The organism is Pseudomonas sp. SLBN-26, from assembly GCF_006715895.1.
Lineage (GTDB): Bacteria > Pseudomonadota > Gammaproteobacteria > Pseudomonadales > Pseudomonadaceae > Metapseudomonas > Metapseudomonas otitidis.
The window spans coordinates 5,166,687-5,189,149 of the sequence record NZ_VFOB01000001.1 but is presented as its reverse complement, the minus strand read 5'-3'; the positions used below and the strand labels follow the sequence as shown (position 1 = coordinate 5,189,149).

Sequence of the window (22,463 nt, the reverse complement as noted above, 5' to 3'; positions counted from 1 at the left end):
GTCAGCGTCCTATGAAGGGCACGAACCGCATGACGAAGCGGGTGCTGAGGGCGGAAAACAGGATGTTGAGGGCCTGGGGGATGCCGAAGAACGAGAGGGCGCTGCTGATCTGCGGGGGCAGTGCGGAGAACGCGGAGCGGACAGCCGAGGACAGGCCCAGGCTCTGGATGATTTCCCGTGCGGCAACGAAGGCGATTTCCATGCACAGGGTGAGGCTGGAGAAGTAGCTGTAGATGGCGGCCTTGGTGGCGACCAGCAAGGCGTCCTTGAAGTAGTCGTAGATACCTTGGGCGAGGAAGTCCCAGGCGGCCTGGAAGAAGCCGATGATCGGGTCGAAGAAGCCGGCGATGGTGTCCATGGTCAATCCCTCAGAACGATGGTGGCGGCGATGACGCTGGCCACGAGCAGGAGGATCTGGCGCAGGTAGGCCAGTTCGGTGGCGTAGTCGGTGAGGCAGATGCTCAGGGTCTGGCCGAGGACGGTGAACCGCTCGCAGGGCAGCGAGCCGGCACCCTGGCCGAGGTTGACGTCGAAGACGCCCTTGAAGCTGTTCATCTGTTGCTTGAGCTTGTCGTTGAAGAGCTGGCGAGCCTGTTCGGCCTTGGCGGCCCACTCTTTGTTGGCGTTGTCGAAGCTGCCGGCCTTGGGTGGCTTGAGGCTGCTGCCCTTGTCCGGGTCTTTGCCGCCACCGGTTCCGCTGCCGGGGTCTTTGTCCTTGTCTTTGTCACCGTCGGTGCCGCCGTCCTGGCCGTCGCCGCCGGGGTCCTTGTCGCCACCCCCACCGACGCCGCCACCGCCGCTGGGGTCTTTGTCCTTGTCGCCCTCCTTGTCGCCGCCACCGTCGCCATCGGTGGGCGTCTTGACGCAGGTGGTGCCGGACCAGGACCAGCCTTTGGGGCAGCCGGGGTCGTTGGGGTCGGATGGGGGAGCGTCGGGGGTGTCGGCGGGGTTCAGCGGGTCGCCGGTTTCGGGCTGGGCCCAGTTCCAGCCGGAGCAGGGTTCTCCGGTGCCGGTGAGGATGTAGTTGCAGAAGCTGTCGACCTGGGAGCCCTTGACGAGGTAGCAGCTGGTGTAACGCGGGCGGCCAGTATCCTTGAGAGCGAAGGTGCAGCTATCTACGCAGGCGCTCGCCGGGGACTGGGACAGCGAGTAGGTGCGACCGTTGGAGACGACGATGCCGGCAATGCTGCCACGGGTGAGGATGTCGCCGGTTTCGGCTTTGCAGTCTTTGTCAGGAACGATGCACTCGCCGGTGTTGGGGTCGTAAAGCGTGCCGGGATCGCAGCCATCGCCGAAGCGGGTGAGCATGATGTAACGGTCGATCCAGTTACCCCAATAGAGCTCTTGATAACTGCACCGGACTAGCTTGGTAGCCGGCTCGATGGGGCCGTGCAGGGTGAAGCCACGGCGGTAGTCGGATGTACCGGCTGCGTTGCCGGTCAACGCCAGCTTGCACGCGGCCATGGGGCTGGGGGAGGCGATAGGCGCATCCGGTGTGCTTAAGCTCCAGATGTACTTGGCCTGAACACTCAGCGGAGCGAGCAAAGCCAGCACCGTGACGACCAGAACGTTGAGGCGGGCGAGGTTGAGGGGCATTGCCACGTCTCCACACAACAAAAAGCCCGGCCCTTTCCCAGCAGCCGGGCGGTTCTCAGTGGCCTAGAAAAACTCGCCGGTGCGGTAGCCCGTGATGAAGGCGCCCGCGACGAGGGTTCCCAGGAAGAGGGACCAGATCACCGGCTTACGCCTTGCGGAGCATGCCGAAGACCACGCCCGCGCAAGCCAGGACGGACAGCGCGATGGCGACGTAGCCGGCCACGGTGCCCGCGTCGGACTTGGCCGCTTCCATGGATGCCTTGATGGCGGCGGTGTCGATGATCGACTCACCGGCAGCGAAAGCCGGCACGGCGGTGACGGCGGAAACGGACAGGGCGATGCAGGTGTTGCGGAACAGGTTTTTCATGAGATGCCTCACTTTGCTTTGCGAAGGATCGACGCGATCCAGCCCACGGCCAGACCGGTCAGGAACACCCCGAGGGTGCCGGCGAAACCGATGCCGAACGCCTTCGGGGAGAACCCACCCGTAACGAGGATGTCGACGTAGCCGGCAGCCTCCGGGGGGATCAGGTAGGCCTGCCGCCATTCGGTCTGGACGCACAGCGAGCCCACCCAGCGGGTGCAGACTTGAACGGCGGCAAGCGACATGGGGGACCTCCTCAGGGGTGCATGTTTCCGAGGGCGATCGGCGCGTACTGCTCAACCGTGCTCAGCCCATCGACGTACCCGGCGAGGAAGCCGCCCGAGAAGCCCAACGCGGCGATGAACAGGTAACGCGCCATGCTCAGCCCCTCCCCTGCTCAGGTCAGGACTTGGCCGGCTCAGCAGCCGGGGCGGTCGGTTGGGGTTGATTGCGGGTGTTGCCGCTGGGGGCAACCGGGCGCGGTTTGACCGCTTCGATGTGCAACGCCAGATTCTTGCCCTTGTTCTGGCCGCCCCGGTCCACCTCGAAGGTGATGCGGACCATCTCCAGCGGCTGGAACTGAGCCCCAGCGGCGAAGACTTCATCGGCGTAGTCGTCAGCCACCGCCATGCCGATGATCGAGAGCCCGTGCTCGGTCTTGCCGTCCGGCTCATCGCCGTAGAAGACCTTCACGTACTTCGCTCCCTCCATCTCGGTTTTCTGAGTGCCCAGGAATGCAACTTCCATGATCGAACGTGCCATTTGAGTGACCTCACTTGAGTGCGCGTTAGTGCGCGGTTTGCCTTTCAGCAGGCCGAGCGATCCCACACGGGCGAACTTTCGTTTTCGCCCGAGTGCGTGGTCGGTCTGCTGGGGTTTGAATCGCGGCCTATGCGTGGCCGGTTACTCGGTTAACACCAAGGGCGCTGCCCTTGTCATCCCGCTCTTGCCGCCGAGGGCTCGGGAGCAGGGAGGGAAGAGCGTTCTCCCTACTCCCGCGCTGAGGCTTTCAGGGGGGAGGACGGTCAAGGGTTCGCTGCGCCCGGCGCTCCGTTTGACCGAACGGTGAAACGTGTTCGGACAAGCCGGTGCGGCGGCCCTGGACCGGGGCGGGTTCGGTGTGGGGGTTCGGCCGGGGCCAGAAGCCAAGGGCCTTGGCGAACCGGAGCGACAGCACCACGAACAGAACCGCGAAGGCGGCGATGAACAGAGCGTCACCCATGGCTCAGGCCTCCAGGACCAGACCGAACGGGTCGGCAGGCCGGGAGGAACTGGCGAGCTGTTCGATGACGTGACGCCCCCACTGCTCGGCCATCGCATCGGCAATGCCCTGATAGGTGCGGCTACGGTTCTTCCAGCGGTCGGGGCCTGGCCCCATGTAATGCACCACAGGCGCCCGCCCCTCGACGATGTCGGTAGGCACCAGCTTCGGCAGGTTCTCCAGCCAGAAGTGGGTTTCCTTGCGTTCGCCGTGGCCGAACATCCAGGGTTGAACGATCTGGTCCGGCTTTCGGATATGGCTCGAAATCACCGACTTGGGGTTCTCCAGGGCCTTGAAGCGAACCGGGGCAGCCATCAGAGCACGAACGAAGTCGAGCGCCCTGCCCTGGCGGCCATCGGCGATCTTGGCGGCGAAGTGACGAGCACCGGAAACCGCCAGATCAGTGCAGGGCGGATGCGCGATCAGCAGATCCCAGCCCCAGTCGAGAACCTCCAGAACATCACCCTGGATGTGCTCGCCCTCGGTTTCCGATGGCAGCAGGTCACAACTCACGGCGTAGAAGCCGATGCGAGTCAGTGCATCACGCACGCGGCCAGAGAATTCGCAGGCCACCAGGGCGGTGGGTTGATGCCTAGACATGGCTCAGTCTCCGAAGGGTTCGTGAATGGGCACGAAAGGGGTGGGCGGCCCGCTGTCGAAGACAACGTTCCAGTACTTCGGGGCGCGGCGCGCGGGCCTGTGTTTCTCGCAGAACGAGGCCGGCTGGCAGACCCATTTCCCATCGACCCTGGACATCTGCGCGGGGCGGCAGTGGTCGCATGCCGTGGACCGGGAGGCTGCGGGGGCGACCGGGGCGGCGCGGGACCAGCAGACAGAGCAGGCGCAGCCCACGGGGTGCGGTTTGTGCAGGTAGCGGTGCATCCCCATCGGCGACACCCTCACGGCAGAAACTGTGCTCCAGGCGGACCACCACCTCGGCATTCAGCGAACGCCGAGAGGCACTGGCCGCCCGTTCGATGCGAGCCCGGAGCAGCTCAGGCAGGCGCAGGGCGAATTCAGCGTCGGCGCGGCTCATAGGTCGTCCTTGTCCAGCATCTGCTGGACCAGTAGCGCCACGTTGACCATCACGTACTTGCCGACCTTGTGAGACGGCAGGTAGCCGTTGCGAATCCAGCCCCACACCACATCGTGGTCGTCACCCATCCGAATCCAGTCGGCGAACTGGCGCCACGGCATCAGCGGCGGCGGGGTCAAATAGTGTTCACGGTCCATGACCTAGCGATCCTTCACAGAGGGTGAGCGGGTGCCCCGGTACAGGGCGTTATCCACAAGCGCGGAGAGGCGGGAGGCCTGTGCGGCATCGAGGTGACCGGCCACGCGGAACAGCAACAGCAGTTGGCGGAACCTCAGCGCAGCCGCGAAGGCGTCGCGGTGCGGGGCGTAGCGGATGACGCGGAGCAAGCCACACAGCAGCGCGGCAAGCGTCGGGTTGGCGTGAGCCGGCGAGACAGAGGGAGCGCGGGGAACGCAGGGTAGTTGGTTGATTCCTTCCACATCCTTGGCCTTTGCTGCACTATATTGGACTTTGCTGGAACATAGTCTGGACTATTTCCAGGAACATGTACTGACTATTGCACATGGACTATGTCCAGGCAATATTCCATGCGATGATTTTAGTGAATTAGATGACTATCTCAGATAGAGCACGGCTATTAATCGAGCTGACGAACTTGAACACCCTCACTCGGGCTGGTGAAACCAACTACGACAGGTGGACAAGCATTCGGAGAGGAAAGGCGCGGGTTGGCGCAGACGAGATTGAGATTCTCGGGAAGGTCTACCCTGCTTATCGGTGGTGGCTGACGACAGGGGAAGTGATGCCAGAGGTTGGGCAAACTAGCCCGGAATACGACGAAGCGCATTCCAACTTGGACAAACCAAGCGCGGTATAGACGTTACAGCCAGAGCGGCGGCCCGCTGGTTCTCCCGGCGAGACCGCCCGCAGCAAGAGCAAGAAGAAGCGACTACGGAGGAAACGCCAGCTCCTCCACAATGAGCATCCCACCCGGCGCCCTAACAGCCAGCTTCACCGCCCCTTCCAGCACCTCCACCACCTCGACCTCGATTCCCTGAGTCAGCAGCAACCGCATGACCCGCTCATCCGGCTCGCCCTCGAGAATGTTGATCGACACCACGTCACCAGCACGACAGACACCTTGATGAAGCTGCATGTGATGTACCTCACATTTTTGACGGAGTGAGAACACCACAGCAGGCGACCAAGGCGCGAGAGCGGTTAAGCGGGTTCAGACGTTTCTGAAGAAACTTGAGCACCCCAGCTACCACAGAACGCACAGGAACTCAGACAAGGAGCCCAAGGAGCAGAGCAGCCCATGGGGTCACACCAAAGCTAAATTGACGGATCACACGATCAACGCCAATTTATGCCTACCTGCCGACAACGCAGCAGAAAGGACTCTGACAATGAAATTTCCCGCCGCCGCACTCGGGCTTGCCCTCTTGGCACTGACCACACTCAGCGCAGCCGACGAGCCCAAAGACCCCACCCAGAATGACGCGATAGACACCGCGAGCAAGGCAATCACCGACTTCATCATCAAGCCAATGAGCCAAGAACTCAGCGACCGGATGATGCGAGGCTTCGCGGAAAACGAAGGCGTAATGGCCCCAGCGGCAAGAGAGTATTTGAAGCAACGAAAGATCGAAGAGCAGATTGCCTACGACGAAGAAATGAAGCGTAGGCACGCCGCCATCGTGGAAGCCAAGCGCTGCAAGGTCGACTGCAAACCCCGCCCGATCCAAGAGTGCCTGAAGCCTGACTACACCATTGATGCTGATGTGATTGGTTGTTCAAAGGGTGAAATAACGAAATCTTGGTAAAACTCTGGAAGGTTGAAATTGCACAACAAAAATCTCAACAAAGAGCATCAGTTCTCTGAATTTAATCAGCTTTACCAATACCTAAATAAATTGGATGAACGAGGAATAGTGCTCTCAGTTTCAGCATTTACTGAAGAGAGCCTTGGAAGACTAATCAAAGCATACTTCCGGCCAGTAAAATCAACATCAGACTTACTAGATGGATTCAATGCACCTCTTGGGACCTTCTCTTCGAGAATCAAAATCTCTCACTCAGTAGGTCTATTACAAGATCAGCAGTTCAGCGACCTGGAAAGACTCAGAAAAATAAGAAACCACTTTGCGCATACATGGAAAAAATTAGAATTCGAAGACAAAAAAATCTCAGAACACATTAAGGAATTAAGTTACAGCAGAATCACAGAAGAATTCCCTGAAACCCTGAGAGATAAATTTATCAGCTCAATGACAAGCATGATCATTGAACTAGAGTGCGCCAAACAAGAAATCGAGAGGAGCAGAAAAACACTAAAAATCACCACAAGCAACTTAATAGCGGGCTTTGCCGGTGACTATAAAAATCAAATAGAATCAGCAAGAAAGGAACTAAAAGAAACCCTAAAGCAATTACCTAACGAAAACAAAGAAAAAGAGAAATTCTACATTACAGCACTTAACCGTCTTTCGGAGAGAGTTAAGTACATAAACTGGAACACTGAATCTGAGCGCGAGGAAATTATTGAACTCCACCTCCAGATAAAGACATTCCTACATTCACTTGCAATAGAAAAGACATAGAAGAATCGACAGCAAAGGGTTAAGTGAAGACGGCCAACTGTTATCAGCCGAAAACTCAATAGTGCATACAGCTTCTGTCGAAAAAGTTTCGAAAATACAAACCAGCACTGCCCAGAATACGCGAGTAGCTTTCCATGAAGGCTCCAAATTGACTGGCGTTAGCAGGTAAAGCCCAGCTAACTCACCCATACTGCAATACAGGGTATAAAAACTAAGCACCAGCCATCTTAATTAAACTGACCCAGCTATTAACTGGGCCAGCGACACATGATAAAAGCAAACTCAAGCACTAAGCAGTCACTCCAAACCAGATCTAGACCTTTCAAATTTTGAAATCATTTCCTTAAGAAGCCCCTTTGGAACACGATTTTCAAAGCGATCAAATACTACTTCGGAAGGAGCTCCAGCACTTAACATTTCGTAAACCTGCTCGAACACAATAGGAGATTTAAAATCTGCCTCTCGAACACGATGACGCTCAGTGTCGACTTCTAGCCGCCTAATCCGTGAATTAAGTACTCTCGTATTCTCCAAAATCTCAGCTAGTACATCCTCTTTAGGACGAGGCTTAGTCGGCGGTTGCGATTCGGTCATTGCTAGAATATCGGCAAAGCGATTCTCAAACTGAGGCCAATACGTATCAAAAACCTGTTCAAGAATTCTATTATCTAAACCATTGCCTGCTAATGCACTGTTTAAAGTCTTTACAAGACTCAATATACTTTCTTTAGTAGGGAAGGTGTGATTAAACTGAGCAAGCGGGTCTTCTATGTCTTTTGGATCTAAGTCTATTAGAAGAGTACAAACACGAGAAGTAGAAAGCCCCTTTGCAAGAGCGCCGGCCTCAAAAAGTATCCATGGTCTTGCTTTATTTTCCTGGGTAAGACAAATTATGCCAACAGTAGTATCCTTTAGTTGATCATTAATCTCACCAAACCATAGCGAACCTCGATCAAGGTCACGAGCTGATATCCAAGGTCTTGATGCTTGAATTACGCAACACAGCCAATCGCTAAGCAAACTCGCAACATCTTTACTACGTTGACCAGACCAACTCAGAAAAACCTTCATAAAGAATCCCTCCCTCTAACACATGAAGCTTATTAGTTTTTATTCCAACTTACCGTATAGATAGCACAGCGCCAGCATGCCACATAGCAGTGCAGCATAGGTATGGGATAAAGGTTGTAGATGTCGAAAAAGTGTCGAAACCACAGGCCGGCAATGCCCAGCACACGCCAAGTCGTACGCCCTGGAAATCCCGGATTGACTGACGTTGACAGGGAAAGCCCAGCAAAGACCATGAGCCGAAACGGGTTCAAATCCCCCCGGCTCCACCAAACCCAAGATCAAGCCCCTGACGTTCATCGAACCTCAGGGGCTTTTTCTTTGGGCCCTCGACTGGCATTTGCCATACTGCCGCTCCCAATTCCCAGGATGGAGAAGCCCCCATGACACTGACGTTGGATGCCGCCAAGGCCATACGGGACGGCGGGATTGATGCGCTGGCGGCGCTGAACGACCTGCTCCAGGAGGCACTCCCGCACCTGACGGAGGCGCAGCAGGACGACCTGACCCGGATCACTGGCAAAGCCATGGGCATGATCGTCATGGACCTCATCAACCCGGCGGTGAAGGCCTATCCCGAGCTGGAGCCGGAGCAGAAGACCTGGAAGGCCGTAGCCCGGGAAACGGCCTCGAGGCGCGCGGCCCAGGCGCAAGCCTGACCACAGCCCCCGACCGCCCATAAAAAAGACGTCCGAGGACGTCTTTTTTCATGCCCGCACCCGCCAGCACGAACGGGGCGCGAAGCCCCGCCCGCCGGCACTCAGTGCAGGGCCGCCTCGCCACGGGAGGTGACCATGCGGGTGAACAGGCGGTTGGCGTTGCCCAGGGACATCAGGTGGGCATAGATCCAGCCGAGGAAGCCGGTCTTGTGCAGCTCCAGCACCTGGGCATCGTCCAGGGCGAGGAACTTCTCTTCGTCCACCGCCAGGAAGTCCGACAGCACGAAGGTCTCCCCGCTGGAGTGGGTCAGTTGCAGGGTGCGCTTGGCCAGCAGGCCCAGTTCCTCGAGCTTGAGGACGAACAGCCGGGTGCGCTCCATCTCGGCGGAGAAGTTCTGCAGGAAGTCGATCATCTCGTCGAGGAACGCGCTGTTGCCGCCCTCCTCCACGAACAGCTCACGGCCCTCGCCCTCGTTCCAGCCTTCATAGGCCGCGTCGAAGCACACGGTGAAATTGTGGGCATCGTCCTGGGCCAGCACGAACGGGTAGCGCCGCACGAAGGCCGGGATGTAGGTGTCCGCCTGCCAGCGCTGCTGCGCGTCGAGGTAGCTGTTGGTGCCCTCCTTCAGGCCGAGCAGGGCGATGGGCACCAGGCGCTCGCCTTCGCCGATGAACAGGATCGGGTAGTGCGGCGCCGCCTGGAAGAATTCCAGGCCGGCCAGGGGGACCAGGTGGGTGGAACCGGCAAAGCCGCAATCCTCGGCGGCACGCAGCTTGAGCGCCTTGTGCTCCTCGCGGTTGAGGGCCTGGATGTCCTTGTAGAGCAGCAGGGTGGTCATGGGTATCTCCGTTGCATCACTCAATGCGGTGCCAACCGGGCCAGCGACTGCCCGCAGCCAGGTCCGGCACCACGTCCTTGAAGGGTGGCGACCACAGGGCCGGCACTGAAAGGCCGGTCCCGGTTGAAGCGGATAGCGACGCGTTGCAGGCCAACACCGGCAAGACCGAGCGCTACGGCCCAGCCGTGATCGAGCAACGCGAACGGTTCGCCGACGCCCACCCTAGCGCCGAAGCACTGCAAGATTGCACGCCGAAACCCGAAGCGAAATACCCGCTCGAAAACTCTGCCTCAGCAAACGGCCTTTCCCGTGTCTCCGCCAACAAGCAGTGGGAAACAAGGCCGCCTATACCCGCCAGGTAGGCTTCACACCGATTCAGCAGGAACAGATGGTGTTGAGCTATGTGCAACAGCATGGGCAGATCAAGCGGGCGGAAGTAATGGAGCTTTGTCGACTTTCCGAGGATCAGGCGTGGCAGTTACTGAAGCGCCTGATGGTGGGGGAAAAGCTGGTCAAGCATGGCGAGCGGCGGTGGAGTTTCTATACCTTGCCCGGCGCAGATTGATACACGGCGATATACGTCTTTCTATGCGCGTCTATGCGGTGCTATACGCTTGCGTATACGCATAGCGACGCGCTCACCCGCCCAACAGGTATCCATGGCCCACCACCTCTTCGAGTTCGCCAACCGCACCCTTCGCCTGCATGACGTGGACGTCGCGTTGGTCCGTCACCTGCTCGAACAGGGGGCGGCGGCGATTGGGCAGCACGCATTGGCCGAGAGCCTTCGCCAGTGGGAGTGGCTCGGGCCAGGTGTGTGGGTAGGTGTCGATGAGTCGGTACTTGCGCTGCACCCGGCGGTGTTCCCGGCTGCTGCCCAGGTCCTGGCGGGCTTCGGGCCGGTCATTCCGATGGCATACGTGCGGGAGGCCCTGCCCGAGTTGGGCCCGACGTCCGATCTTGCAACCCCTCCGATCCTCAGTGCGCTGCGGGCGCTCGAAGGACTGTTCCAGTAGCCCCACCCCTACCTCAGCTTCACCACCCTCGGCTCGGTATCCGGGTAGTAGATCGTCAGGGCGTTGTCGTTGGCGTCGGTGACCAGCCAGGGATGCGCGTAGGAAAATGCGGTAGTGCTGGTGCAGCAACGGGAGTAGCGCCGGCGCGCCTTCTACGACTGCAGGCACCTGATTGGCTTTGGTTATTTTTTGGCTGTGCCAACAAAAGCAAGCTTAAGAAAGGCGTACAACTGGCAGGCCCCTCCCCAAAAACTCCCTTTGCGACTCAGCTCCGGACTGAACGTGCCGCAAAGCACCCCAAGGATTTTGGACAGCAAACAGAATGTTTCTATCCGGAAATAACCTCTGATAAATTACGCAAATCAAAAGCTGGCATGATTTCGAGAATTCAAGAAAAAGAAACATAGACTGTTCTAAAGCAGGAATTTATATGCACTCGATCATTCATAGCACCGAAATACTCTGAACAGCCCAAAAAAAGCAAAGACTTGGAACTAATTATTTGAAAAATAGAAACAGCATCAAGATAGCTGACCTATTTTGTGGAATGGGCGGCCTTACTATCGGCGCGTTAGAGGCTATCGAGAAACTAAATCAAAACCCGAAAATTGAGTTCGCTTGCGATCTTGATAGAGAGGCTTCTGATTTCTATCAGAAAAATTACTCAAAATATTTGAACAAATACTACTTTGGAGACATCTCAAAAGTTCTTGGAGAAAATTTCTCAGCACAGCCAAATGCCAATGAATTAGAGCATGCAAAATTAAATGGGAATATAGATTTCCTTTTCGCCGGCCCTCCCTGTCAAGGTCACTCAAACCTGAACAACCATAGCCGTAGAAACGACCCAAGAAATCTTCTCTACTTAAAAACAATTAGATTCATTGAGATTACCAAGCCAACCTACTTTCTGATTGAGAACGTACCCGCCGTCATTCACTCCCAAGAGAGCATAATAGACACATCAACCAAACTCTTGGAGAGCTTTGGATATGAGGTACGGGAGAAAGTAATTGACTTTACAAAGCTTGGCATACCGCAAAGCAGGAAGCGCCACGTAGTTTTCGGCAGCTTAAGGCGCAACCTAGAAAATATATTAGAAAAACTATATACCAATGAAAAAATTTACATATCAGACGTATTACAGGATCTTTTAGACATTCAAAGCAACACTATTTTCGACACCCCATCACGAATGAACAAAGAGAACATAGCCCGCGCAAACCATCTCTTTGACACAGACACTTACGACCTTCCAAATGAACTAAGACCCAAGTGCCATCAAGGCAGTCACTCATATAAATCCATGTATGGCCGACTAAAATGGAACGAAGTAGCTCAAACCATTACGAGCGGATTCGGTTCAATGGGACAAGGAAGGTTTTTACACCCCAAAAGGAAAAGAGTAATTACACCGCATGAAGCGGCTAGAATTCAGGGTCTTCCAGACTGGTTAGACTATTCAGAAATCAAGCTACGATCAAACTTACAAAAGATGATAGGAAACGCCGTGCCACCGGCACTTTCTCGCCGATTCGTACTGAGCGCAATGGAGAGTTGATATGGACCTTCTTGACCCGCCAATAACTTTGAACATGATTGACGAGCAAATATCTGAATTTCAATCATCCATTGCATACGACACGAAGGAATATGTCGTAGAAGTCCTAATAAAGCGCTTCAAAGAAAAGAAACTCTTTGTCCCGCAATATCAGCGCCAATTCGTATGGCCAGAACAAAAAAAATCAAAATTTATTGAATCCGTACTTATGGGACTACCAATTCCCTTTATGTTCGGAGTTCAATGCGACGATGGCACGGTTGAAATTTTAGACGGCGCACAACGCATACAAACATTAGAGCAATTTGTAGATGGGAATCTCAGGCTAAAGAATCTAGAACGGTTAGACCTACTAGACGACCTGAATTTTAACGACCTACCGAGCGCTCAACAGAACAAGTTTCTTGACCGGCCTCTTAGAATGGTTGTTCTACCCTCAACTGTCAGTTTAAGCGTCCGGCTGGATATGTTCGAGAGAATCAATACCGGTAGCTACGAACTTAAAGCCTCCGAAATTCGGAGAGGAGCTTATGCAGGCGCCTTCTCTAGTTTCATAGAAAAGTGCATAGAAGAGCCGCTCTTCAACAAACTTTGCCCCATGTCCGAAAAATCCAAATCCCGCAGAGAACGGGAAGAACTTATTTTGCGATTTTTTGCTTATAGCGAAAACTACAGAGACTTCAAACACAGCGTCACGGGCTTTTTAAATGAGTACCTCGTAGAAAAAAACAAATCCGGATTTGAAGAAGCCGCGCTCCTAGAACAATTCAAGAATACTCTCAGGTATGTAGAGCAAACTTTCGAGGGGGGATTTGCTAAATCCCCGACAGCAACATCTACGCCTAGAGTCCGATTTGAAGCACTCGCAATTGGGTGTAACTTAGCCCTTAAAGCCAATCCCAACCTAAAAATAATCGACGGCAATATCCTTACAGAAAGCAAAGAATTCCTTACTTTAACCACATCTCACGGAAGCAACTCCGGCCCAAGACTTAGGGCAAGAATTGACTATGTCAAAGACTTCCTGCTAGAGATGTCAAAATGAAACATTTTCTAGAGGAATACGGAAAAAGAAAGCAAGAAATAACAGCATACCTAGACTTAGTCTCTATAATTTCCAGCGACAACGTCGAAATCAAGAACGACAGCGGCAAAACACATAAAGTCAGCTCCCTAGACTCCACCACTCTAAAAGCCTCATTCTATTTAGTAATTTACAATCTAGTTGAAGCTACTGTCAGGGAGGGCATAAGGAGCATTTACAACAAAATATCGGACGATGGAATCAGCTTTCTTGAACTTAATGAAAAACTCCAAGAAGTATGGTGGCATTCGCACCAGGAATCTATAACCGCCACCCCCAGAGACTCACTAATAAGCAGAGTGTATGAGGTTTATTGTTTATGCCGCTCTGATTCCAGCCCAGGCTTCCAAGATTTTATCGCAGGGGTATCAGGCAACATGGACGCTGAGGGAGTTAGATCTGTTTGCAGAAAATACGGTATTGACCTTATCAGTGATGGCAGAGACCTACAGAAGGTAAAAGAATATCGAAACTGGCTTTCCCATGGAAACAAGTCATTTTCTGAAATCGGTAAAGACTCTACTCCATCGGAACTGAAAGCCGTTATGGACCAAGTCATGATATTTCTAGACCAATATGTAACTAACGTGACGGATTACTTAGATAACTCCAAATATAGACTGGCCATATAACCGCAGAGCGGCTCTAAGTTACCCCGCCCTACCTCAACTCCACCACCCTCGCCTCGGTATCCGGGTAGTAGATCGTCAGGGCGTTGTCGTCGGCGTCGGTGACCAGCCAGGGGTGGGTGAGGTAGGTGTCGAAGCGCTGGCGTTGGCCGGCGCGCAGTTCCTTGTAGAGGACGCGTTGGCCTTCGTAGTTGAGCCAGTACAGCTTGCGGGTGGCGCGGGCGTGGTTGATGAAGGTGATGACGGTGGTCTGCTCGCCGCTGACGGAGTAGGCGAGGTTCTTGGTTTCGGCTTCGTGCAGGGTGGCGGCCAGCAGGGGGTGGCTGGCCAGCATCAGCAGTGCGAGGCACCAGGCGCGTTTCATGGGGGCTGTCCTTGGGCGCGGGATGCGCCGGGTCGGGAGGGCAGGATAAGCGCTGCCGAAATCGCCCGGCGTGCAGGCCGCCACAAATGCGTGGGGCGTTCGACGCTTCAGTCGCTCGGGTTCAGGGGCAGCAGGGTGCGGATGGTGTCCCAGAAGATTTCGTCCGGGAAGTCGCCGCCGTTGACAGCGTCCAGAACAAGGAAGTGGCCTGTTTCGTAAACGCCGGCCATAGGGGCCACCAGACCGAGCACGTGATAGATGCGCCAGATGGATTCGGGCTGGTCGTCCCAGCGCAATTCCATGACCACGGTCTGGCCCAAGTAATCGAACGCGGCGGCGGCGTCGGGAACGCGGGGTGCCTGCATGTGGGATTCCTCCTTGCATACGTGCCCAGGCGGGCCGTCACCCAGACAGGCGCGGGCTTCCTTTCCCAGGGAATGGCTTTGCTGCACTATGCCGGGCGCTTGTCGACCTCACGCACCGACAACTTTGCACTATGTGCAAAGTATCACAGTCGGAATTTTGAACATAGTTCAAATTGATTGAAATAACGGATATGTATGTCGATTTCCGATAGAGCACTGCTATTGATTGGCATGTCCAGCCTGAAGGACCTGGCGAACGCAGGAGATACGAACTACCCCCGTTGGGTAAGCATCAAGCGCGGACGGGCGCGAGTGGGCGCCGATGAAGTCGAGATTCTGGGCACGGTGTATCCCCAGTACCGCTGGTGGCTCTCCACGGGCGAAGTTCTGCCGGACATTGGCCAGATCAGCCCACCTCTGGATACACCCCCCGCCGAAAACATGGAGTAAGCCCAAAATGCCCTCTATCGACGCTCGCATCCGAGCACTCATCGACATCACCGGCCTGGATGAGCTGGTGAGAACGACGGACATCAGCGGCACCCGCTGGAGAACGGTTCGCTACGACAAGCGCACCCGCATCAGTACCCAGGAAATGACGGCCCTCGTGCAGCTCTACCCGCAGTACGCGCTGTGGCTCGCCAGCGGCGAAATCATCCCCGAGAAGGGCCAGACCAGCCCGGCCCACGACGCCCAGGCCGCCGACCCCGCCGAGTAATCCCCCCTCCTCCTCCTGCGCCGTTGCGCCATCCGACAGGCTGCGCGCGGCGCTGGGTTACCATGCGCGCCTTTTCGTTCTGCTGGCGGCTGGCCCCTATGTCTTCCAACGCGCTCTACACCGACCTCTCCGCCTACTACGACCTGATGTGCGCGGACATCGACTATCAGGCCCAGAGCCATTGCGTGCGGCGCCTGCACCAACTGTTCGGCACCTCCGGGCGGCGGCACCTGGACCTGGCCTGCGGCACGGGGCCCCATGTGCGGCACTTCCTCGATTTCGGCTACACCAGCGCCGGCCTGGACATCAACCAGCCGATGCTGGACCTGGCCCGGCTGCGCTGCCCCGAGGCGCAGTTCAGCCGGCAGGACATGGCCAGCTTCACGGTGGACGCGCCCCAGGACCTGATCACCTGCTTCCTCTATTCCCTGCACTACAACCCGGGCCTGGCGCCGTTGCAGGCCTGCCTGGAGCAGGTGCACGGGGCGCTGGCGGCGGGCGGGGTGTTCTGCTTCAACACGGTGGACAAGCGGCAGATCGACAACCAGTCCTTCGTGCGCCATTCGGTGGAACACGAGGGCAGCGCCTTCACCTTCGGCTCCGGCTGGTTCTACCGGGGCGAGGGGGAGCAGCAGGCGCTGCGCCTGTGCATCGAGAAGACCACCAACGGCATCACCCAGCGCTGGGAGGACGAGCACCCGATGGTCGCCACCGGCTTCGACGAGCTGCAGCAGCTGCTGGAGCCGCGCTTCGAGGTGCAGGTGTTCGAGCACAACTACGAGCGCATCACCCCCTGGGACGGCCGCTCCGGCAATGCGCTGTTCGTCTGCGTGAAGCGCTGAGCGCGCGCCTCACCCCGCCGCGCTGACCACCCAGGCGACCCGGCGCAGGGCGCGCTCCAGGGTCGCCAGGTCCACCGAGCCGAGGGCCACGCGCAGGGCGTGGGGCACGTGGGGCGCGGTGCAGAAGGGTTCGGCGGTGGAGACGGCGATGCCCTCCTCCAGCAGGGCCTGGGTGATGCGGTCGGCCCGCGCCGCTTCCGGCAGCGGCAGCCAGCGGAAGTAGGAGGCCGGGTGGCCGAGGTGCTCGATGCCGGCCAGCGCCTGGGCCGCGAGGGCCTGACGGGCGCGGGCGTCGTCGCGCTTCTGCGCCTCCAGGCGGGCCACGGTGCCGTCCTCCAGCCAGGCGCAGGCCAGGGCGGTGATCAGCCCCGGGGTGTTCCAGGTGGTGGCACGCAGGCTGCGCTCCAGGCTCGGCACCCAGTCTTCGGGGGCGGCGACGAAACCGATGCGCAGCCCGGTGGCGAGGCTCTTGGACAGGCCCGAGACGTACAGGGTGCGCGCCGGGGCGAGCGCGGCCAGGGGCGGCGGCGGGTCCTCGGCCAGGTAGGCGTAGGCGGCGTCTTCGATCAGCAGCAGGTCATGGGCCTCGGCCAGGGCCACCAGGCGTTGCCGGGTGGCCAGCGGCAGCACCCAACCCAGGGGGTTGTGCAGGGTCGGCATGGTGTAGAGCGCACGCACCGGCCGGCGCCGGCACAGCTGCGCCAGGGCGTCCAGGTCCGGCCCGTCGGGCTTGGCGGGTACGGCCACCACCTCCAGGTGCAGGGCTTCGGCCAGCACCTTGAAGCCGGGGTAGGTCAGCGCATCCGCCGCCACCACGTCGCCGGGGCGCAGCCGAGCCATGAGGCTGATCGCCAGGCCGTGCTGGGCGCCGCTCACCAGCAGCACCTGGGCGGCCTCCACACTCAGCCCGCGCTGCTGCAGGTGCCGCGCCACCACAGCGCGCTCGTGGGGGCGGCCGGCGTGGGGCTGGTAGCGCAGCAGCGCCTCCAGGTCGCCGGAAAGCGCCAGCTGCCGCAGGGCGGTGCGCAGCAGTTCGGCCTGGCCGGGGAGCGTGGGGTAGTTGAAGTTGAGGTCGGCCACCCCGGCCGAGACGCCGGGCTGGTCCACCCCGTGCCCCGGCGGCAGGGCCAGCTCGCGGACGAAGGTGCCGCGCCCGGTCTCGCCGCTCACCAGGCCCATCTGTTCCAGCTCGGCGTAGATGCGTGTGGCGGTGGCCAGGGCGACGCCTTCGCGGCGGGCCAGCTCGCGGTGGGTGGGCAGGCGGGTGCCGGGCGGCAGCTCGCCGCTGCGGATCTGCCGGGCCAGGGCATCGACGACGGCCTTGTAGCGGGAGCGGGGCATGGGCGCTGTATCCATGACAATTATTTGAGCGTATCAACCGCTGGATCGTACGGTGGCAGCGCCCAAACAGCGAGGAGCCCGTCGTGGAACGCACCGTCACCCCCTCTTCCCCCACCCGTTCCCTGGCCGGCAGCGGCTGGCTGAACGGCCTGATCGGCGTGCTGATCTTCAGCGGTTCGCTGCCGGCCACCCGCGTGGCGGTGCTGGAGTTCGATCCGCTGTTCCTCACCGTGGCGCGGGCCAGCCTGGCCGGGCTGCTGGCGCTGGCGTTGCTGCTGGCGGCCGGGGCGCCGCGCCCTTCCCGTAGCCAGCTGCTGCCACTGGTTGTGGTGGCACTGGGCGTGGTGGTGGGCTTCCCGCTGCTCACGGCGCTGGCGCTGCAGACGGTGACCTCGGCGCACTCCATCGTCTTTCTCGGCCTGCTGCCGCTGGCCACGGCGGCCTTCGGCGTGCTGCGCGGCGGCGAGCGGCCGCGCCCGGCGTTCTGGGGTTTCTCGGTGCTGGGCAGCCTGCTGGTGGTGGGCTTCGCCGTGGCCCAGGGGCTGACGGCCTCGCCCCGTGGCGACCTGCTGATGCTGCTGGCCATCGTGGTGTGCGGGCTGGGTTATGCCGAGGGCGCGCGGCTGTCGCGCAGCCTGGGCGGCTGGCAGGTGATCTGCTGGGCGCTGGTGCTGGCGCTGCCGGTGATGCTGGCGTTGGCGCTGTACCGCCTGCCGGCGAGCGTTGCCGGCATCACGCTGCCGGCCTGGCTGAGCCTGGGCTACGTGTCGCTGTTCAGCATGCTGATCGGCTTCGTGTTCTGGTACCGGGGCCTGGCCCAGGGCGGCATCGCGGCGGTGGGGCAGTTGCAGCTGCTGCAGCCCTTCTTCGGCCTGGCCCTGGCGGCCGGCCTGCTGGGGGAGGCGGTGAGCCCGGCGATGCTGGGAGTGACGGTGGCGGTGATCTTCTGTGTGGCCGGGGCGCGGCGCTTCGCCCGGTGAAAAACTGGCTGCGTGGCCGCTGCGGCGTTGAAAACGCCCTAAAAATGCTCATTTACAAACGTAAACTGCGCTTTTTAGGCCGCTTTCGCCTTGCATCGCCTGCCTCGCCTACGTTTTTCAAAAAACCTGTGGAAACGGGCGGCGTGGCCGCTGCGGGCCCGTTAACAGGCTGAGGAAAAACCGACTGCATGGCCGCGACGGGCCTGCCAGACTGCGCACCTCTCCCCTCTCCAGGCCCTGCCATGTCCACCACCGCGACCCGCCGCTGGTTCGGCGACCGTTTCAGTGAGCTGCATCCCCAGCTCCAGCACCTGCACAGCCACGGCGGGCGCCTGCTGGGCGAGGTGACCATCACCTACGGCCATGGGCTGGCGGGGGTGCTGGGGCGGCGTCTGGCGAAAAAGATGCGCTTCCCCGGTCCCGGCCCGCACCGCCTGGAGGTGACCATCGCCCACCAGGACGCGGCGCTGCTGTGGTCCCGCAGCTTCGACGGGCAGGCGCCGCTCACTTCCCACTTCGCGCCGGTGGGCTGCCTGGCCGAGGGCGGTCATTGGGTGGAGTCCACCGGGCCGCTGCGCCTGCTGCTGACGGTGGACGTGATCGACGGGGGCTGGTTCTGGCGCTGCCTGGGCATCCGCCTGTGGGGCCTGCCGCTGCCCCGCGCGCTGCTGCCGCGCACCGATGCCTACAAGCGTATCGAAGCCGGCCGCTACCGCTTCCATGTGGCCTTCTCGCTGCCGCTGCTGGGGCCGCTGGTGACCTACGAGGGGCTGCTGGAGGCGGCGGGCTGAGCCCACCTCACGGCGACAGGGCCTGGTTGCCGATGCCCTGGGCGCCGGCCAGCACGAGGTTGAGGTTGTCCCGCAGGGCCAGTGCGGCGATGCCCTGGCGGTCGTCGCGAACAAGGGTGCGAAAGCGCTTGAGGTGCGGGTCGGCCACGGCGAACAAGCCGCCATTGCCCACCAGTGCCAGGCGCCCGTCGCGCAGTTCGGCCAGGGCGGTAATGGCGGCATCGGTACCCACGTCCAGTTCCCGCCAGTGTTCACCCTGGTCCTCGCTGAGCAGCAGTCGGCCACTCATGCCAGCCACCAGCAGGCGCCCGTCACGCAGGGCCAGGCCGGTCCAGAAGGAGCCGTCGGCGCCGGTGTCCAGGGCCTTCCAGTGGTTGCCAGCGTCATAAGAGCGGTAGACCTGCCCGGCCTCGGCGACGATGTACAGCGCGCCCCCCGGTGCCGGGAACACCTGGTTGAGGTGGTAGTCATCCTCGGCGGACACCTTGAACGGCTGCCAGGTCTGCCCGCCATCAAGGGTTCGGGCGGCGTAACCATAGGCACCGGTGACCAGTCCGTGGCCATCGGCCTGCATATGGATCGACAGCAGCACGGGCTGTCCGTTGAGCTGCTGCGCCTGCCAGGTCTCGCCGCCATCCCGGGTCTGCAGCACGGTGCCGCCGTGCCCGACGGCCCAGCCCCGCTGGGGGTCGATGAAGGCGAGGCTGGTGAGCAGGGTATCCACCGGTACGCTGCGGGCCTGACGCCAGGTGAGCCGGTCGTCGCTGAGCAGGATGACGCCATGATCACCTGCGGCCACCAGGCGCTCGCCTGCCTGCGCCAGAGCCACCAGGGGCGCTTGCTGCGCACCGGGCAGGCGCAGGGCAGATGGGCTCGCTTCGGCGGCCTGCACGGTCGGCCACCACAGGCAGCAGGCCAGCAGCAGGCCGGTGATGCAGCGGGATGCGGTCATGGGGGCCTCCATCAATGGGCAATGCGTGGCGCACGCACGGGCGCGCGGCGCGGAATGAGGTGGTCGAGCATGATGGCGATAGCCGGCAGCAAGGTGAGCGCCATGAGCATGTTGACCATGAACATGAAGGTGAGCAGTTGGCCCATGTCGGCCTGGAACTTCAGCGGCGAGAAGGACCAGGTGGCCACGCCGATGGACAGGGTGACGGCGGTGAACAGGGTGGCCACACCCACTTCGCGCAGGGCCATCTGGAAAGCGGCGGTGATGCTCAGGCCGTCGGCCAGGTGGTGCTGCAGGCGGTTGTAGATGTAGAAGGCGTAGTCCACGCCCACCCCCACGGCGAGCACCATCACCGGCAGGGTGGCGACGGTGAGGCCGATGTCCAGCGTCTTCATGAACCAGTAGCCGAGGAAAGTGGCCAGGGTCAGCGGCAGGCAGCAGGCGAGCATGGCGCGCCAGTCGCGGTAGACCAGGCACACCAGGGCGACGATGGTGAGGTAGACGTAGAGCATCATTGGCAGCTCGGACGCTTCCACCACTTCGTCGGCGGCCGCCTGGATGCCGGCGTTACCGCTGGCCAGGCGCAGGCTGAGGCCCGGCTCGGGGTGTTCGCGGGCATAGCGCTGGACCGCCGCCACCACGGCTTTGAGGGTGGTGGACTTGTGGTCGGCCAGGTAGAGATTGATGGGCAGTACGCTGCAGGTTTCGTTGTACAGCCGCAGGGACTCCGGCACCTGGTGCACGGCCTCGCCAAGGGCCGCTGACTCGCTGGGCAGCTCGGCCCATTTCGGGTTGCCCTCGTTCACGCCAGAGGCTGCCAGCTTGGCCAGCTGGGGCAGCGACTGCGCCGCCAGCACGCCGGGCACATTGGCCATGTACCAGGTGAAACGGTCCAGGGCGTGCATCTTGCGCACGTCGTAGCAGGCCGCTTCCGGCCCTTCGGCTACTACGGTGAGCACATCCAGGCCCAGGCCGAAGTGGGCCACCACGCTGGCCATGTCCTGGTTGTAGCGGGCGTCGTTGCGCAGCTCCGGCGCCCCTGGCAGCACATGCCCCACGTGGCGACCCTGGCTCTGCCAGAAGGCCACGCCCAGCAGGACCAGGCAGCAGGCGCTGCCGAGGGCAGCGTAACGCGGTTCGGCGAAGCGGCCGATGCGGCTCATCAGCCGGTCACGCTTGGCCTGCAGGGGTTGCAGGCGGCTGGCGTAACCGGGGTCGAAGCGGAAGTAGCTGGCCAGCACCGGCAGCATGATGAGGTTGGTGACGATCTTGTAGGCCACGCCGATGGACGCCGTGATGGCCAGTTCGCGGATCATCGGGATGGGCACCAGCACCAGGGTGGCGAAGCCGACGAAGGCGGTGACCAGCGCCAGGGTGCCGGGAATGAACAGGCCGCTGAAGCTGCGCCGGGCGGCGGTGACGGCATTGGCGCCGGCACAGACTTCCTTGGCGATGAAGTTGACCTGCTGCACCCCGTGGGACACGCCAATGGCGAACACCAGGAAGGGCACCAGGATGGCCAGCGGATCGAGGTCGTAGCCCAGCAGCGTGAGGGTGCCGAACTGCCACACCACGGAGGTCAGCGAGCAGATCAAGGGCAGCGCCGTCAGCGCCCAGGAGCGGGTGTACCAGTAGACGGCGGCCGCGGTGAGCAGGAAGGCCAGGGCGAAGAAGCCCACCACGCTGGAGGCGCCGGCACTGATGTCGCCCATCTGCTTGGCGAAGCCGATGATCTGCACGTCGAAGTGGCTGTCGCTGAACACCGTGCGCAGTTCGCGCTCCAGGCGCTCACTGAAGGCCTTGTAGTCCAGGGTTTCGCCGGTTTCCGGGTCCACTTCGTTGAGTTCGGCGGTGACCATGGCGCCCGAGCTGTCATTGGCCACCAGGCTGCCGACGAAGCCACCGATCTGGGTGCGTTCGCGGATGCCGGCGATGGCGGCGGCATCGAGGGTGTCGACGGTGACGTCGCCGCCGATCACATCCTCGGACTTCATGCCCTCTTCGGTGATCTGCACGGCACGGGTGTTGGGGGTCCACAGCGAGGTGACGGTGCGCCGGTCCACGCCGGGCATGAAGAACACGGCCTGGGTCAGGTCGTGCAGGCGCGTCAGGGCGGCGGGGTTCCAGATGTCGCCATCCCGCGCGTGCAGCACCACCACCAGGCGGTTGGCGCCGAACAGGACGTCCCGGTACTGGTTGAAGGTCTTGATGAAGGGGTGCTGCTGGGGCAACTGCTTGTCGAACCCGGCCGACATGCGCAACTGCAGGGCGAACACCGCCATCACGAGGGTGACCACGCCCATGCACAGCAGGGTGACGAGGCGGTGACGAAAGAACAGCCGTTCAAGGCTGGCGACCAGTGTGGACAGCATGGCGATGTTCCCGAAAGCACGG

33 protein-coding genes and 1 pseudogene are annotated in these 22,463 nt (G+C 60.3%); 14 read left to right on the top strand and 20 right to left on the bottom strand.

Going from position 1 to position 22,463, the window contains the following annotated elements; all coding sequences use genetic code 11:
- Position 1: 1 nt before the first annotated feature.
- The 13 genes and pseudogenes from FBY21_RS24030 to FBY21_RS23975 form a co-directional block, all read right to left on the bottom strand.
- Entirely contained in the window at positions 2-358 is a 357-nt protein-coding gene (locus FBY21_RS24030; protein WP_069563385.1) for a DUF2523 family protein, read from the bottom strand.
- A 2-nt stretch (positions 359-360) separates the two neighbouring features.
- Positions 361-1,596 (bottom strand): attachment protein, encoded by a 1,236-nt coding sequence (locus FBY21_RS24025; protein WP_142014251.1) that lies wholly within the window; start codon positions 1,594-1,596, stop codon positions 361-363.
- Positions 1,597-1,741: 145 nt separating this feature from the next.
- Complete coding sequence (locus FBY21_RS24020) at positions 1,742-1,963, bottom strand: major capsid protein (protein WP_107331554.1); 222 nt, start codon at positions 1,961-1,963, stop codon at positions 1,742-1,744.
- Positions 1,964-1,971: 8 nt separating this feature from the next.
- Entirely contained in the window at positions 1,972-2,205 is a 234-nt protein-coding gene (locus FBY21_RS24015) for a hypothetical protein (protein WP_142014248.1), read from the bottom strand.
- 11 nt (positions 2,206-2,216) lie between these two features.
- The gene (locus tag FBY21_RS30000) at positions 2,217-2,339 is read right to left on the bottom strand and encodes a hypothetical protein (RefSeq protein WP_260845400.1); all 123 of its coding nucleotides are present in this window, start codon (positions 2,337-2,339) and stop codon (positions 2,217-2,219) included.
- Between the two features lie 23 nt (positions 2,340-2,362).
- The gene (locus tag FBY21_RS24010; protein ID WP_069563382.1) at positions 2,363-2,722 is read right to left on the bottom strand and encodes a hypothetical protein; all 360 of its coding nucleotides are present in this window, start codon (positions 2,720-2,722) and stop codon (positions 2,363-2,365) included.
- 247 nt (positions 2,723-2,969) lie between these two features.
- Positions 2,970-3,182, bottom strand: a complete 213-nt coding sequence (locus FBY21_RS24005) for a hypothetical protein (RefSeq protein ID WP_142014246.1) — start codon at positions 3,180-3,182, stop codon at positions 2,970-2,972.
- A gap of 3 nt (positions 3,183-3,185) precedes the next feature.
- Positions 3,186-3,770, bottom strand: a complete 585-nt coding sequence (locus FBY21_RS24000; RefSeq protein ID WP_253543783.1) for a DNA cytosine methyltransferase — start codon at positions 3,768-3,770, stop codon at positions 3,186-3,188.
- 54 nt (positions 3,771-3,824) lie between these two features.
- The gene (gene pflM, locus FBY21_RS29475; protein WP_160158636.1) at positions 3,825-4,109 is read right to left on the bottom strand and encodes a lysogeny maintenance protein PflM; all 285 of its coding nucleotides are present in this window, start codon (positions 4,107-4,109) and stop codon (positions 3,825-3,827) included.
- A gap of 19 nt (positions 4,110-4,128) precedes the next feature.
- Positions 4,129-4,257: pseudogene (locus FBY21_RS29470) on the bottom strand (Arc family DNA-binding protein); the annotation flags it as partial.
- Positions 4,254-4,454, bottom strand: coding sequence for a hypothetical protein (locus FBY21_RS23990; protein ID WP_107331557.1), 201 nt, complete (start codon positions 4,452-4,454; stop codon positions 4,254-4,256). The gene FBY21_RS23990 and the pseudogene FBY21_RS29470, both read right to left, overlap by 4 nt.
- A gap of 3 nt (positions 4,455-4,457) precedes the next feature.
- Positions 4,458-4,643, bottom strand: a complete 186-nt coding sequence (locus FBY21_RS23985; RefSeq protein WP_142014235.1) for a hypothetical protein — start codon at positions 4,641-4,643, stop codon at positions 4,458-4,460.
- A gap of 563 nt (positions 4,644-5,206) precedes the next feature.
- Positions 5,207-5,413: a hypothetical protein gene (locus tag FBY21_RS23975; protein WP_142014230.1), complete on the bottom strand. Its 207-nt coding sequence runs from the start codon at positions 5,411-5,413 to the stop codon at positions 5,207-5,209.
- Between the two features lie 253 nt (positions 5,414-5,666).
- Here FBY21_RS23975 and FBY21_RS23970 point away from each other — a divergent pair, with 253 nt between their 5' ends.
- Together FBY21_RS23970 and FBY21_RS23965 are read left to right on the top strand one after the other, a co-directional pair.
- Positions 5,667-6,083 (top strand): hypothetical protein, encoded by a 417-nt coding sequence (locus tag FBY21_RS23970; RefSeq protein ID WP_142014227.1) that lies wholly within the window; start codon positions 5,667-5,669, stop codon positions 6,081-6,083.
- 18 nt (positions 6,084-6,101) lie between these two features.
- Positions 6,102-6,860, top strand: a complete 759-nt coding sequence (locus FBY21_RS23965) for an MltR family transcriptional regulator (protein ID WP_222119533.1) — start codon at positions 6,102-6,104, stop codon at positions 6,858-6,860.
- A gap of 297 nt (positions 6,861-7,157) precedes the next feature.
- On the opposite strand, the gene FBY21_RS23960 is transcribed toward FBY21_RS23965, so the two are convergent.
- Positions 7,158-7,931 carry a TIR domain-containing protein gene (locus tag FBY21_RS23960; protein WP_142014223.1) on the bottom strand — a complete coding sequence of 258 codons (774 nt, stop codon included), beginning with the start codon at positions 7,929-7,931 and terminating at the stop codon, positions 7,158-7,160.
- Between the two features lie 380 nt (positions 7,932-8,311).
- Here FBY21_RS23960 and FBY21_RS23955 point away from each other — a divergent pair, with 380 nt between their 5' ends.
- Positions 8,312-8,587 (top strand): hypothetical protein, encoded by a 276-nt coding sequence (locus FBY21_RS23955; RefSeq protein WP_044413657.1) that lies wholly within the window; start codon positions 8,312-8,314, stop codon positions 8,585-8,587.
- A 101-nt stretch (positions 8,588-8,688) separates the two neighbouring features.
- On the opposite strand, the gene FBY21_RS23950 is transcribed toward FBY21_RS23955, so the two are convergent.
- A complete protein-coding gene (locus FBY21_RS23950; RefSeq protein ID WP_142014220.1) occupies positions 8,689-9,426 on the bottom strand; it encodes a SapC family protein in 738 nt (245 codons plus the stop codon).
- 244 nt (positions 9,427-9,670) lie between these two features.
- On the opposite strand from FBY21_RS23950, the gene FBY21_RS23945 reads away from it, so the two are divergent.
- The 5 genes from FBY21_RS23945 (at position 9,671) to FBY21_RS23925 (ending at position 13,719) form a co-directional block, all read left to right on the top strand.
- Positions 9,671-9,991, top strand: coding sequence for a hypothetical protein (locus FBY21_RS23945; protein WP_253543781.1), 321 nt, complete (start codon positions 9,671-9,673; stop codon positions 9,989-9,991).
- Between the two features lie 94 nt (positions 9,992-10,085).
- Positions 10,086-10,442, top strand: a complete 357-nt coding sequence (locus FBY21_RS23940; protein ID WP_142014217.1) for a hypothetical protein — start codon at positions 10,086-10,088, stop codon at positions 10,440-10,442.
- Between the two features lie 502 nt (positions 10,443-10,944).
- Entirely contained in the window at positions 10,945-12,003 is a 1,059-nt protein-coding gene (locus FBY21_RS23935) for a DNA cytosine methyltransferase (RefSeq protein ID WP_142014213.1), read from the top strand.
- Position 12,004: 1 nt separating this feature from the next.
- Positions 12,005-13,048, top strand: a complete 1,044-nt coding sequence (locus FBY21_RS23930; protein ID WP_142014210.1) for a DUF262 domain-containing protein — start codon at positions 12,005-12,007, stop codon at positions 13,046-13,048.
- Positions 13,045-13,719 carry an MAE_28990/MAE_18760 family HEPN-like nuclease gene (locus FBY21_RS23925; protein WP_142014207.1) on the top strand — a complete coding sequence of 225 codons (675 nt, stop codon included), beginning with the start codon at positions 13,045-13,047 and terminating at the stop codon, positions 13,717-13,719. The genes FBY21_RS23930 and FBY21_RS23925 overlap by 4 nt, the downstream gene beginning before the upstream one ends.
- A 28-nt stretch (positions 13,720-13,747) precedes the next feature.
- Here the strand turns inward: FBY21_RS23925 and FBY21_RS23920 are convergent, their stop codons facing one another.
- Both FBY21_RS23920 and FBY21_RS23915 read right to left on the bottom strand, forming a co-directional pair.
- Positions 13,748-14,080, bottom strand: coding sequence for a hypothetical protein (locus tag FBY21_RS23920; RefSeq protein WP_222119532.1), 333 nt, complete (start codon positions 14,078-14,080; stop codon positions 13,748-13,750).
- Between the two features lie 107 nt (positions 14,081-14,187).
- The gene (locus FBY21_RS23915) at positions 14,188-14,445 is read right to left on the bottom strand and encodes a hypothetical protein (protein ID WP_142014203.1); all 258 of its coding nucleotides are present in this window, start codon (positions 14,443-14,445) and stop codon (positions 14,188-14,190) included.
- Positions 14,446-14,640: 195 nt separating this feature from the next.
- Between FBY21_RS23915 and FBY21_RS23910 the strand changes: the two genes are divergently transcribed.
- The 3 genes from FBY21_RS23910 to FBY21_RS23900 all read left to right on the top strand — a co-directional run bounded on the left by FBY21_RS23910 (position 14,641) and on the right by FBY21_RS23900 (position 16,005).
- Positions 14,641-14,895 (top strand): DNA-binding protein, encoded by a 255-nt coding sequence (locus FBY21_RS23910; RefSeq protein ID WP_107328335.1) that lies wholly within the window; start codon positions 14,641-14,643, stop codon positions 14,893-14,895.
- A 7-nt stretch (positions 14,896-14,902) separates the two neighbouring features.
- The gene (locus FBY21_RS23905; RefSeq protein WP_142014200.1) at positions 14,903-15,163 is read left to right on the top strand and encodes a hypothetical protein; all 261 of its coding nucleotides are present in this window, start codon (positions 14,903-14,905) and stop codon (positions 15,161-15,163) included.
- 98 nt (positions 15,164-15,261) lie between these two features.
- Positions 15,262-16,005 (top strand): class I SAM-dependent DNA methyltransferase, encoded by a 744-nt coding sequence (locus FBY21_RS23900; protein ID WP_142014197.1) that lies wholly within the window; start codon positions 15,262-15,264, stop codon positions 16,003-16,005.
- A 9-nt stretch (positions 16,006-16,014) separates the two neighbouring features.
- Here FBY21_RS23900 and FBY21_RS23895 read toward each other — a convergent pair whose 3' ends face one another.
- Positions 16,015-17,346 carry a PLP-dependent aminotransferase family protein gene (locus tag FBY21_RS23895; protein ID WP_142014194.1) on the bottom strand — a complete coding sequence of 444 codons (1,332 nt, stop codon included), beginning with the start codon at positions 17,344-17,346 and terminating at the stop codon, positions 16,015-16,017.
- A gap of 83 nt (positions 17,347-17,429) precedes the next feature.
- On the opposite strand from FBY21_RS23895, the gene FBY21_RS23890 reads away from it, so the two are divergent.
- From FBY21_RS23890 to FBY21_RS23885, 3 genes are all read left to right on the top strand, one after another.
- A complete protein-coding gene (locus FBY21_RS23890) occupies positions 17,430-18,326 on the top strand; it encodes a DMT family transporter (RefSeq protein WP_142014191.1) in 897 nt (298 codons plus the stop codon).
- On the top strand, positions 18,323-18,499 hold the full coding sequence (locus tag FBY21_RS29465; protein ID WP_160158621.1) for a hypothetical protein: 177 nt from the start codon (positions 18,323-18,325) through the stop codon (positions 18,497-18,499). Before FBY21_RS23890 ends, FBY21_RS29465 begins: the two co-directional genes overlap by 4 nt.
- Before the next feature lie 69 nt (positions 18,500-18,568).
- Complete coding sequence (locus FBY21_RS23885) at positions 18,569-19,117, top strand: DUF4166 domain-containing protein (RefSeq protein ID WP_160158620.1); 549 nt, start codon at positions 18,569-18,571, stop codon at positions 19,115-19,117.
- 7 nt (positions 19,118-19,124) lie between these two features.
- On the opposite strand, the gene FBY21_RS23880 is transcribed toward FBY21_RS23885, so the two are convergent.
- Entirely contained in the window at positions 19,125-20,069 is a 945-nt protein-coding gene (locus FBY21_RS23880) for a WD40/YVTN/BNR-like repeat-containing protein (RefSeq protein ID WP_142014184.1), read from the bottom strand.
- Positions 20,070-20,080: 11 nt separating this feature from the next.
- Positions 20,081-22,441, bottom strand: a complete 2,361-nt coding sequence (locus FBY21_RS23875) for an efflux RND transporter permease subunit (protein WP_142014181.1) — start codon at positions 22,439-22,441, stop codon at positions 20,081-20,083.
- Positions 22,442-22,463 lie beyond the last annotated feature (22 nt).

Bases quoted from the DNA above. Each gene is read 5' to 3' on its own strand.
- FBY21_RS24030 (WP_069563385.1), bottom strand. From the start codon at position 358: ATGGACACCATCGCCGGCTTCTTCGACCCGATCATCGGCTTCTTCCAG.
- FBY21_RS24025 (WP_142014251.1), bottom strand. From the start codon at position 1,596: ATGCCCCTCAACCTCGCCCGCCTCAACGTTCTGGTCGTCACGGTGCTG.
- FBY21_RS24020 (WP_107331554.1), bottom strand. From the start codon at position 1,963: ATGAAAAACCTGTTCCGCAACACCTGCATCGCCCTGTCCGTTTCCGCC.
- FBY21_RS24015 (WP_142014248.1), bottom strand. From the start codon at position 2,205: ATGTCGCTTGCCGCCGTTCAAGTCTGCACCCGCTGGGTGGGCTCGCTG.
- FBY21_RS30000 (WP_260845400.1), bottom strand. From the start codon at position 2,339: ATGGCGCGTTACCTGTTCATCGCCGCGTTGGGCTTCTCGGGCGGCTTC.
- FBY21_RS24010 (WP_069563382.1), bottom strand. From the start codon at position 2,722: ATGGCACGTTCGATCATGGAAGTTGCATTCCTGGGCACTCAGAAAACC.
- FBY21_RS24005 (WP_142014246.1), bottom strand. From the start codon at position 3,182: ATGGGTGACGCTCTGTTCATCGCCGCCTTCGCGGTTCTGTTCGTGGTG.
- pflM (WP_160158636.1), bottom strand. From the start codon at position 4,109: ATGGGGATGCACCGCTACCTGCACAAACCGCACCCCGTGGGCTGCGCC.
- FBY21_RS23990 (WP_107331557.1), bottom strand. From the start codon at position 4,454: ATGGACCGTGAACACTATTTGACCCCGCCGCCGCTGATGCCGTGGCGC.
- FBY21_RS23975 (WP_142014230.1), bottom strand. From the start codon at position 5,413: ATGCAGCTTCATCAAGGTGTCTGTCGTGCTGGTGACGTGGTGTCGATC.
- FBY21_RS23970 (WP_142014227.1), top strand. From the start codon at position 5,667: ATGAAATTTCCCGCCGCCGCACTCGGGCTTGCCCTCTTGGCACTGACC.
- FBY21_RS23960 (WP_142014223.1), bottom strand. From the start codon at position 7,931: ATGAAGGTTTTTCTGAGTTGGTCTGGTCAACGTAGTAAAGATGTTGCG.
- FBY21_RS23955 (WP_044413657.1), top strand. From the start codon at position 8,312: ATGACACTGACGTTGGATGCCGCCAAGGCCATACGGGACGGCGGGATT.
- FBY21_RS23950 (WP_142014220.1), bottom strand. From the start codon at position 9,426: ATGACCACCCTGCTGCTCTACAAGGACATCCAGGCCCTCAACCGCGAG.
- FBY21_RS23940 (WP_142014217.1), top strand. From the start codon at position 10,086: ATGGCCCACCACCTCTTCGAGTTCGCCAACCGCACCCTTCGCCTGCAT.
- FBY21_RS23930 (WP_142014210.1), top strand. From the start codon at position 12,005: ATGGACCTTCTTGACCCGCCAATAACTTTGAACATGATTGACGAGCAA.
- FBY21_RS23925 (WP_142014207.1), top strand. From the start codon at position 13,045: ATGAAACATTTTCTAGAGGAATACGGAAAAAGAAAGCAAGAAATAACA.
- FBY21_RS23920 (WP_222119532.1), bottom strand. From the start codon at position 14,080: ATGAAACGCGCCTGGTGCCTCGCACTGCTGATGCTGGCCAGCCACCCC.
- FBY21_RS23915 (WP_142014203.1), bottom strand. From the start codon at position 14,445: ATGCAGGCACCCCGCGTTCCCGACGCCGCCGCCGCGTTCGATTACTTG.
- FBY21_RS23910 (WP_107328335.1), top strand. From the start codon at position 14,641: ATGTCGATTTCCGATAGAGCACTGCTATTGATTGGCATGTCCAGCCTG.
- FBY21_RS23905 (WP_142014200.1), top strand. From the start codon at position 14,903: ATGCCCTCTATCGACGCTCGCATCCGAGCACTCATCGACATCACCGGC.
- FBY21_RS23900 (WP_142014197.1), top strand. From the start codon at position 15,262: ATGTCTTCCAACGCGCTCTACACCGACCTCTCCGCCTACTACGACCTG.
- FBY21_RS23895 (WP_142014194.1), bottom strand. From the start codon at position 17,346: ATGCCCCGCTCCCGCTACAAGGCCGTCGTCGATGCCCTGGCCCGGCAG.
- FBY21_RS23885 (WP_160158620.1), top strand. From the start codon at position 18,569: ATGTCCACCACCGCGACCCGCCGCTGGTTCGGCGACCGTTTCAGTGAG.
- FBY21_RS23880 (WP_142014184.1), bottom strand. From the start codon at position 20,069: ATGACCGCATCCCGCTGCATCACCGGCCTGCTGCTGGCCTGCTGCCTG.
- FBY21_RS23875 (WP_142014181.1), bottom strand. From the start codon at position 22,441: ATGCTGTCCACACTGGTCGCCAGCCTTGAACGGCTGTTCTTTCGTCAC.